3 protein-coding genes are annotated in these 10,164 nt (G+C 33.0%); 1 reads left to right on the plus strand and 2 read right to left on the minus strand.

Annotated features, from left to right (window positions below; all coding sequences use genetic code 11):
- Positions 1-328: 328 nt before the first annotated feature.
- Both ACO6OL_RS08485 and ACO6OL_RS08490 read right to left on the minus strand, forming a co-directional pair.
- On the minus strand, positions 329-850 hold the full coding sequence (locus tag ACO6OL_RS08485; RefSeq protein WP_314397744.1) for a sigma-70 RNA polymerase sigma factor region 4 domain-containing protein: 522 nt from the start codon (positions 848-850) through the stop codon (positions 329-331).
- A gap of 210 nt (positions 851-1,060) precedes the next feature.
- Positions 1,061-1,498 carry a hypothetical protein gene (locus ACO6OL_RS08490; protein WP_485502823.1) on the minus strand — a complete coding sequence of 146 codons (438 nt, stop codon included), beginning with the start codon at positions 1,496-1,498 and terminating at the stop codon, positions 1,061-1,063.
- Between the two features lie 494 nt (positions 1,499-1,992).
- Here ACO6OL_RS08490 and ACO6OL_RS08495 point away from each other — a divergent pair.
- A partial coding sequence (locus ACO6OL_RS08495; RefSeq protein ID WP_485502824.1) for a YSIRK-type signal peptide-containing protein occupies positions 1,993-10,164 on the plus strand: 8,172 nt, incomplete at its 3' end.

The following is a 10,164-nucleotide window of genomic DNA, read 5'->3' on the forward strand; positions in this document are numbered from 1 at the left end:
TAGTTTTCGTCGATTAAATTATAATGGATATTTGTGTTTTTTTCTATGCTTTTTTACAAATTTATATATAATTTAATCGGACTAATTTTTTCCATCAGTCCGATTTTTTGATGAGCCAATATAACACGAGAACAAAGGACAGGAAGTAAAATTATTACTTTCTGTTCTTTTTTGATTATTAAATTTAAAACTATCCATATATAGTAATTTTTTTTAGTTTTATATTCTTTAATATATCTGTTTCTAGTAGAAAATAATCTTTAAATAATGAAACCAAAATACGAAATTTAATGAAATAAGTAGATGTCTACATAGAGTGGATAAAATCCTAAATATTTAATAGAAACTGTTCACAAACTCCCTTAATATGTTTGTGTAGTCTGTATGCACTAGCAAGTGAAATTCCTAAAGCAATAGCTGTCTTTTTAACATTCAATGTCTTTGTATATTCCTCGAAAAATTCCCATTCAGAAAGATTTAATGTATCTTTTAGATAATTTATAAGTTCGATATATAAGAAATCATAATCATTGCAAACCACATCAGAATTATTTTCGAATATATCTAAAGGAATACTCTCGTGTCTGTTTCTTCTACGAATTTCATCGATGAGTTTTCTCTTAATAGTTACAAAAGCAAATCTATCAAAATCGGAAGGATCTATCCCGCCATCTTGTAAGATGAGAAAACTAACAAGAAGTCCCTCCATCCCATAACCATAAAACTCATCATGCAATTTTTGTGGAATATTTACTTTATATAGTGCTCTTTTAATAAGAAATTTTTTAACCTCTAATAATTCGTAAAATCTTTGAGTGTCGTCTTCGTTTAATTCTATAAAACTTTTCATTATAATTGTCCTCCTATAGCTCCTCTCTATGTAGAACATCTCCTAATAAGGACGAATCATGTAATTATAAATGTGAAAATTAAAATAAATATAGTAAATAGAAATATAATAGGTGATTTAGCAGACTCCCACTCTTACAAAAGATTAAAAAAAATCCCCTCATTATTATAAGTGAAAAAAATAGCCTTTTGTCACAAAAAATTAAAAAATTTATCTAGTTATATTGTCAAAAAAATCCTCTTCATATTCTTTTAACAAAATAGCTAATTTTTTCAGCAGTATTTCTTGGTGACGCTTGACTTTTGTAGGATGATTAAGATTATTATTCATAGCTCCTCGTAAAGATGAATTGTTTACATATAGCTTATACAGAAGTAATTGATCATCTATAGAAAGAGTAGCTAAAGCATCATAAAGTGCATTGTACAAATGTTCTTTGATAATCGTTTCTGTAGATAATGCAGAATAATCCTTAATTCGACTCTCCCCAGTGTTGTTTTCGGAAGAATAGTTTTCATAATAAATTAATCCACTTTCCTTAAGCTTTTTAGCTGCATAATTAGTGCGATTTTGAATTGAATTTATCTGAGAATATATCTCCTTACTAACAGGTACTTTTATATTATTTTTTATTTTAAAGTAATACATACGTTACTCCTCCCATTTTTATCTGTAAGAGAGGGAGAGAGGGGAATATTGATTATACATATTTTGAGAAAATCTGTAAAGAGATAAAATGAATAAGTGAATTTATTTAAAATATAAAATTGTTAATGAAAATTTTAAAAAGTTATAGATTTCAATATTTAGTAATTAATAAAATAAATATTTTCTCATTTAGGTGGTTTGTTTTAACTGTGAAAAATAATTATAAAAAGTTGAAACAAAAAAAAAAAAAAACTTTTAGGGGCGCGATGTTAACATAAATTATATATAAATATCAATTATTTTCATATCATGATTATTTTATAAATTATTATTAGATTTAATCGTGGAAATAAGTTATGTTTAAAGTTGATTTAAGTCGGATGTTGTATTATAATTAAAGTGTTTACAAGTTTTTATTTATTAGATTGTTAACAACAAAAATATAAATTATATTAAATATTAAGAGAAATTATGAAAAAGGAGTAATGATATTTATGAGATATCAATATAAAAATGGCGAAAAGCTGACGCGTTTCTCAATAAGAAAATATCACTTTGGTGCTGCCAGTGTGGCTGTAGCATCGCTTATTTTCTTCGGTGGCGGAATGTCGGCTAAGGCAGAAAATATCCCTACATCAGAAAATGCACAAATTACCGGTAAATCAGTAGATAGTTCATCTAGTAGTGACAAAAATTCAAAAATAGATGATAAGTCTACATCAGTACAAGATAAGTCGGCTATTGTTGAAAAAACAGCTGATATTGTTGCTACTGTAAAAGGGGACAAAGCAGAATTAAAAAAATTAACAATTAGCTTAGATACACTATTTAGAACTACAGAAAAAGATAAAATAGCTAGTATTTATGATGAGGTAAGTCAAAGTATATCTGAAGCGAAATTAGTGCTAGATAAAGATGCTGCTACAGGGGAAGAAGTTAATGCTCAGGTAGCAAAATTAACAGAAATTACAAAAAAACTTAAAGAAACTGTTATGAAAGCAGATAAAACTACTGAGAAAGTTAAGGAAAAAGATCGTCAAGTAGGCGAGAAAAAATCAGTAGATAATAAAGTGAATATTTCTGGGGAAACAGATAAAAATTCAGAATCTAGTGTTTCTGAAAAGAAAGAGTCTGAGAATCAAAAGGCAACAGCTCCTGATAAAGGGAAGCTTGAAATTCTTGTGAAAAGTATAGACGTATATCTAAAATCTGCTAATGAAATCACTAGACCTGAAACAAAAGAGTTGTTAAAAGGTGTGGAAGAAACAGTTCTTGCTGTTAAAAAAGGATTAGAAAATCCACAATTAACTGCTTCAGAAATTGAAGAATTGGTGAAACAAGGAAAAGAAGCGGAGAAAAAACTTGCCTTAGCAGTTACTCGTGAAAATTCAGGTAGACGTGATTCTCGAAATGGTATAAATATACGACCAGAATCTTATTTTAGAGCAAGCTACTACAGAGCTGCTGATGGTAAAGTTTATGATAGCCAAGGTGATGAGCATTTAACCGAAGCAACTGTTGGTTATATTACAAAAGCAAATGATGGTTCGGGGTATCCGCCAGGTACATTTTTATATATTTCACATAATGATAATGCTTCTGCTAATGGTAGAAATAATGCAGATTTAGGACCGCAACCTGTAAAAAGATTAAAACAAAAAGTTTTTGCGGAAGTTACTAAACAATCAAATGGATATCATTGGAAAATAACATACAATAATGCTCGTGAGTCTAGACAAAATCCAATTTATTACTTTACTGTTCCAGAAGGTCAATCAGTTCGAAACATGAAATTAATCGAAAATGGAGCAGTGGTAAAACAAGGTGGGGTATCAGAAGTATTTAATGGAGCTTCTGATAAATATTTAACTTCTGTTGGTACCCCAGATGCGGGAGTTCATGGAACACCTTATTATGAAAATGTTGCCAATACTCAAAATGGGATTGTGGGTAACCGTGGTGGAATTTATGGTTTAGATGATTTTGTAAAAAATAATACTGGAGTTTATTTCAATAGAGATGGAATGACTGAAGAAGACAAAACTGTTACAAATAAACTATACGATAAAATTAAAAGTTCTACTCAGAATGTATTTGCTTTTAGACCACGTGATTTTGATAGAGGGAATACTTATGTTGTTGAGTTTGATACAGTAGGAAACACTGAAGCACCACTATACTATATTGCTGGGATGAAATCTTATGAAAAAATTCCAACAGGACGTTTCATGCATAAAAGTTATCAACAATGGAATAGAGTTCAAGAAAGATATAATGTTACGGTTAATACAAATAAGATGCCAACAACTTTTCTTAAAGGAACAGGTCTTGGAGCTTTAGATGCAGAAGATGGGTCAGGTTTAATGACAGGTGCAGTCACTATAGAAGATACAGTAACAAATAGAACAACAACACCTGGTTCTGGAGATGTAACAAATTATCATACGTATAAGTCTACGGGGAACTTTAGTGCAGACTTCAATAAAGGTAATCATAATAGATATGCTAGGCAAGCTGCAGAAGATGGTGTTAATACAACTGCTGATAGAATAAAAGGGAACCATACAGTTTATATTGAGGCGAATATAAAAGGTCAGCCGATAAACTTTAATTTACCGTATAGAGTGGTAACTCAGTCAGATATTTATCAACCTATAGCAAAAGCTGCAACAGGTGTTAAAGATTATACAGGGAGCCTAGGTTCAGCAAGTGATTATATTACAGAATACAGATATAATTCTGTCCCAGGATTTAAAGAGCCAGATTCTAATGGTATGGAAACACCTAATCCAGGATTATCATTCTATAAAGATAGAATTTCTGATTTTCCTAAAACTAGCGCTAGAATTAAAGAACAATCTGTTAAATCTGTTGAGTGGGCAGGAGGAACAAATGACCTTACTACTGGTACTAGAGTTATTGAACTAACTGTAGAAAATGGTAGCAAAGAACTCTTTAAAGTTCCTTATGATATTGATGTTGTACCTGGTGGAAAGATTTCTGCAGAAAATGTTGCAAAGTTGAATGCTGCTATTCGTGAAGCTTATCAAAAAGTTGACACAAATGGAAATGTATCGGGTACAGTTCCAACTGTTACATCAACTACGCCTGTATGGGTACAAAAACAAATAAAAGTTACGTACTATGATAATGAAAATAATGCTCGTACCAATAATCAAGATGATTCTGTTGACTATGTAGATGTTCTTTTCAAACAAATTAGAAAAGAAGCAACACCTACAGTTCCGACAATTAGTGTACCTGAAGATGGTTCAGCTTCTGTAACGCCAAAAGGAACTACAGATAAATTAGTAGTATCTTATAGACCTACTGATCAAAATGCTGATACTATTATAACAGTTAAAAAATCAGGGACTACATGGGGAGCAGTTGATACATTACCAAATGGAGTATCAGTTAATTCATCTAACGGGGTTGTATCGATTACAGAACCAACAGTAAAAGATTTATCAACAATAACGGCTAAAGCAACTTATTTAAATAGTGATGAAGCTTCTGCGACAGGGGTAGCTAAGAATCCAGATAATGTTGCTCCAACAGTTACGCTAAATGGTACAACATTAACAGATAATGCAAGTAATAAGACAGTTCATGTTTTCCGTGGTTCTTCACTAGAGTTGCCATTGAAATATTATGATAACGCTGCAACTGGTAGAGTTAATATTAGTTATAAGAATGATGGTGGATTACCACAAGGTGTTTGGTTCAATGATAATGCTAATGCAAGTAGTAACTATACTATTAACCAAAATGGAAAGACTGTGAACTCGCAAGGTTCGTATACAGTGCGTGGGAATGTATCGAATACAGCGCCACTTGGCGAACGTCCAATAACGCTAAAAGTATCCGATTCTGCTGATGGTAATGTTGATAGCGGAAATAAAAAAGAAGTTAAATTTAATGTTCGAACATATGATATTGAACCTAATAGTACAAAGGTGACTGTGGAGAAAGGAACTACTTTATCAGCACAAGATGCAAAAGCTGCTGTAACAAAAGTAAACGGTGCTTTAGATTTACCAGAAGGTACAACTTATGAATGGGTTGATACTAATGGAAGAAATCAAACGGTTACTCCAAATACAGCAGGTGTACAAAATTATCGAGTTAAAGTTACGTTACCTTCCTCAGAAACGGGAAATAATGCAGCCTTTCGTTCTTCTAAAATCGTAAATGTTTCTGTAAATGTTAGACCAGAAGCACCAACGATAACTACAGAAGAGAAATATAAAGGTACTTTAGTTTCCACAGAACGTAGTATTTCAGGTACAGGTCAACCTAGAGCTAAAGTTAGAATTACATTACAAGATGGAACTACAGTTAGGGAAGTTACTGTTGAAAATAATGGTAAATGGAAATATAACTTAGCGCCGAATGAAAAACTAACACAAAATGATAAAGATTCGACAGTAAAAGCTTCTAACCCTATATCTGTGAAACAAGTTGTTAATAATATTGAATCAGTAGCGAAGACTGTGGATGTTCAAATGGGAAGAGCAATCTCTATAGCTACACCTGTTAAAGCAGGACGAGATATTAGTGTTAAATTACCTCATGATACCGCATTATTTTATCTACAGATAAAAAATGGAAGTAACACTGTTCAATATGATGTTCAATTGGTTGATGGAAATTGGAAGATATTAAATGACGATAAAGTAGGAACAACTGAGTTAAAAGTATCTAATGGTGATAATATCTCTGAAAAAGTATTTACTCTTCATATTAAGGATTCGAATAAAAAAGAAAATATTCCATTTAGAATTAATGCTGACACTACTATACAAGTTCGTGCTCATTATGTTAATAATCATAATAATCCAGCGAATCCAACTAATGATGGAGGATGGGCTACAGCGTCACCAGCTACAAATACAAATCCAGACATTTCAGTAGTAAATCCAAATGCTACTTATAACTCAGATGGTACTTTGATAAAAGATAAGCTAAAAACACTTGTTAATGTAACAGATACAGAAGATGATAATAATAAAACAGTCGGAAATACTGCTAGAGAGAACTTAAATGTAACAGTTACGAAAAATGGACAATCTGTTGATTTAACAAATGGTAAAGCCCTAAAACAAGGAACGTACAATTTAACGTATACAACAACAGATGCGGCAGGAGAAAGAGTAACAAGAAATCATACTATTACAGTCAATTACATTGCAAAAGCAAAACCAACTATTAACTTAATACAAGGTGAAAATGTATCGGATGAACTTAAACGAAGCTTATTGCAATTACGTGATGGAAACGATACATTAGAAGTTCCGAATGATGCTACTGTTGAGTTTACGAATTTAGATATAAACACGCCTTCAGATAATAAGACTACACAAGCCACGGTAGTATTAAAAAATGGAACAAGACTTTCTCCTGTGACTTTAAATTATAATGTGTTGAAAACATTTAAAACAGTAGAAAAGGTGTATGATTTTAAAGTTAATGATCCTAAAAAAGAAGGGCGTAATGATACTCCACCTTCTTATTATACAGATTCTAATGGTCTTCCAGGCGGAATGAGTTGGGTTGTTAAGAGAGATAATGAGGCAGAATTTAAAAATGCAGATGCTCATATGGTAAATATGCTAAAAGCTGACGGAGTTGGAAAAACTACCTATGCCTTTGGTGGTAAATATCCAAGAGGAAGATTTACAAACAATCCAAGTGAAACAGAAAAACTTTATTATACGCCAATATTTACGCATGAAGTTTTTGATGTAGGGGCTAATCCAACAAAAGTTGTGGCAAATCATGGAACAAGTCTAAATGCAGATCAAGCTAAAGCTGCTGTAAGTCTAATCAACCATTCAGCGAGTCTTCCAACAGGAACAACTTACGAATGGGTGAAAAGTGAGACTGATGCTACTGCACTAACTGATGCAGAGAAAAATGTAACAGAATTTGGTGAAATCACACGTTATGTAAAAGTAACATTACCAAAAGTATCTGAAACAGGTCCGAATGCCAACCGAGTTCAACAGTACAAAATAATTCCTGTGACGCTTAAGGTAAATGAAACTGTTAAGCCAACGGTAAAATTAGTAGGGGAAGACGGTAGAGAAATTCCATTATCGGAAGGGACTGTTAATGAAGGCTTACCAAAAGTTACAGTATATCGCGGTGAAAAAGCAAGTGTTACGATAAAAGCTTCAGATAATACGAGCAAGATTGCAAGTTTAACTACATCTGCATTACCAAACGGAGTGGCAGGAAGTGGAATAACTTCAAGTGACAATGCAACAGATAAATCGCCATTGATTCATACGTTGTCAGGAATTGTTGCTAAAAATGCAACTGTTGAAGAAAAAATTGTTACAATTCAAGCAACTGACAAGAATGAACCAGCAAACGTGACAACTGTTAAATTCAAAATGGTTGTGAAAGAGCAGAAAGAAAAATATGAGCCAACGAAACCAACAACACCAGTAAACTTCAACAATTTAGGAAGCAATATTCCAGTAACAGATGCTAATAAAATTACAGATCAAGTAAATGTAACAGATTTATCTAAAGAAGCGAAAGATGCTGGTGGAGTGACTAAGACGCTTAAAGATAATGGAGCTATTAAAACAGTAGAAGGTAAAAAAGTTGTAACCGTAAGAGTAACATATCCAGACCATTCTATAGATGAAGTGGATGTACCAGTTGCGCAAAATTATAATGTAGTTGCACGACCTACTATTAACTTCAAGCAAGGAGAATCTTTGACTGAGGAAGATAAACGCAGCTTAGTACAGTTACAAGATGGAGTGAATAAGGTAGACATTCCTAGAAATGCAACTGTTACATTTGAAAATTTAGATACAACTATGCCTGAAGATCATAATAAAACGATTGATAAAACAGCAATAGCTACAATTACATTTGCAGATAACACTGTAAAAAAAATACCTGTAAATTACAAGGTTTTAAGTAAATTCCCAATTGCAAATACGATTTATGATTTTAAAGGTGTTGCACGTAATGATACTGATTCTGATTTTTATCGTAATACTGGGAAAAATATTCCTAATAATATGTCGTGGATTTATAAAACGAGTGATGGCGTAGAAAAATCTGCTAGAGATTTTAGAGAAGCACTTAAGACGGATGCTGCTAAAGTAGGTACAACAACTTACACATATGGTGGTAAGTATGGTTACAGTAGATTTTCAGATAGTCCATCAAATGATAGGGAAAAATTAGAACATACAGGTACATTGATTCATAAAGTGTTTGATATACAACCAAATACAACAAAAGTGACAGTTACACAAGGTACAGTATTAACTGATGAATTCGCCAAAAATGCAGTAGCTAATGTTGGTAATGAAGAGTTGCCACAAGGAACAACTTATGAATGGGTCGGAGAAAAGGTTGCTAATACTTCTGGAGTACAAACGTTCCAAGTGAAAGTGACATTACCACCATCACAAACAGATAATGATGCACCAGAAGCGACTAAAAAACGACCAACCAAGACGATTGAGGTAACTGTAAATGTAACACCACCAAAACCAACATTTGATAATGCACCAGTGACTTCAACTACACGTACAATTACAGGTACACTAGGCGGATTGAATGCTAATAGTAGCAATACAGTAGTCTCAGTTACATTGAACGATGGAACTAATCGTGTATTGACTAGTGTAAATAATGGCGGAGTAACGATCAATGGTAATACATGGACAGCTACGATTCCAGATGACGTAAAACTGCGTACATCGGTTGCTAAAAATGGTGAAACAACTCAACCAACTGGTTTAACAGTTACAACAAAAATTAAAGGAGCAACACCTGCAGATGATATCAGTGTAGTTAGCGATACGAAAGCAGTTGAAATGGGAGATTACTCAGTATCACCTATAATTGCAGGTAGTAAGCATATTGATATCACAGTTCCACACGATGCTAAACGAGTTGAATTGCGATTCCATAATAATCTAGAAACAGGAGATAAACCAAACAGTATTGTACTTGTCCGTGGAACAGATGGCTGGCATACAGAAGCAACAAGAACTGATAATACGATTGTAACTAATGCTAATGGATATGTCGGAACAATTACTTCTACTCCAAGTACTACTAATCCTTCAGAACATAATATTCGTATTGCTCTAAATGAACAAAGCGGAATGGCAAAACTTCACATTAAAGAAGAAAATGCAAATGGAGATAATACTGATTCCTATAATAAAGGGTTAGGACTTCGTGTCTACACTCAACCAGACGCAGGACAAATACCAACTGCAACAGGTAAGTGGAAAGTTGCTAAAGTGACGAACGACAAACCAACATTAATTTATAAAGGAACAGAAGGAAGTAACGAAACAAATCGCAAAGTCTTCCCATCAGGGACAAGTATTACTAAAGAAATGCTAGAAAATCTAGTAACTGTTGGAGATAGAGAAGATAAAGTTACAAATGAAGCTGACAAACCATACGGTACATCTACTATAAAAATTGTTTCTGGATTAACAGAAACACCAGGAAAAGCAACTCCAGCAGGACGTTATACAGTAGTTCTTAAGGCAGTTGACAGTCAAGGAAAAGAAAGTGACCCGTTAACTGTGTATGTGGGAGTAGTGTCTACAAATCTGAAATACCAACCACAAGTGAATGGAGTAAACGAAGGAGCTGCGAAAGTAGTAGAA

This window comes from Gemella sp. (assembly GCF_057272915.1).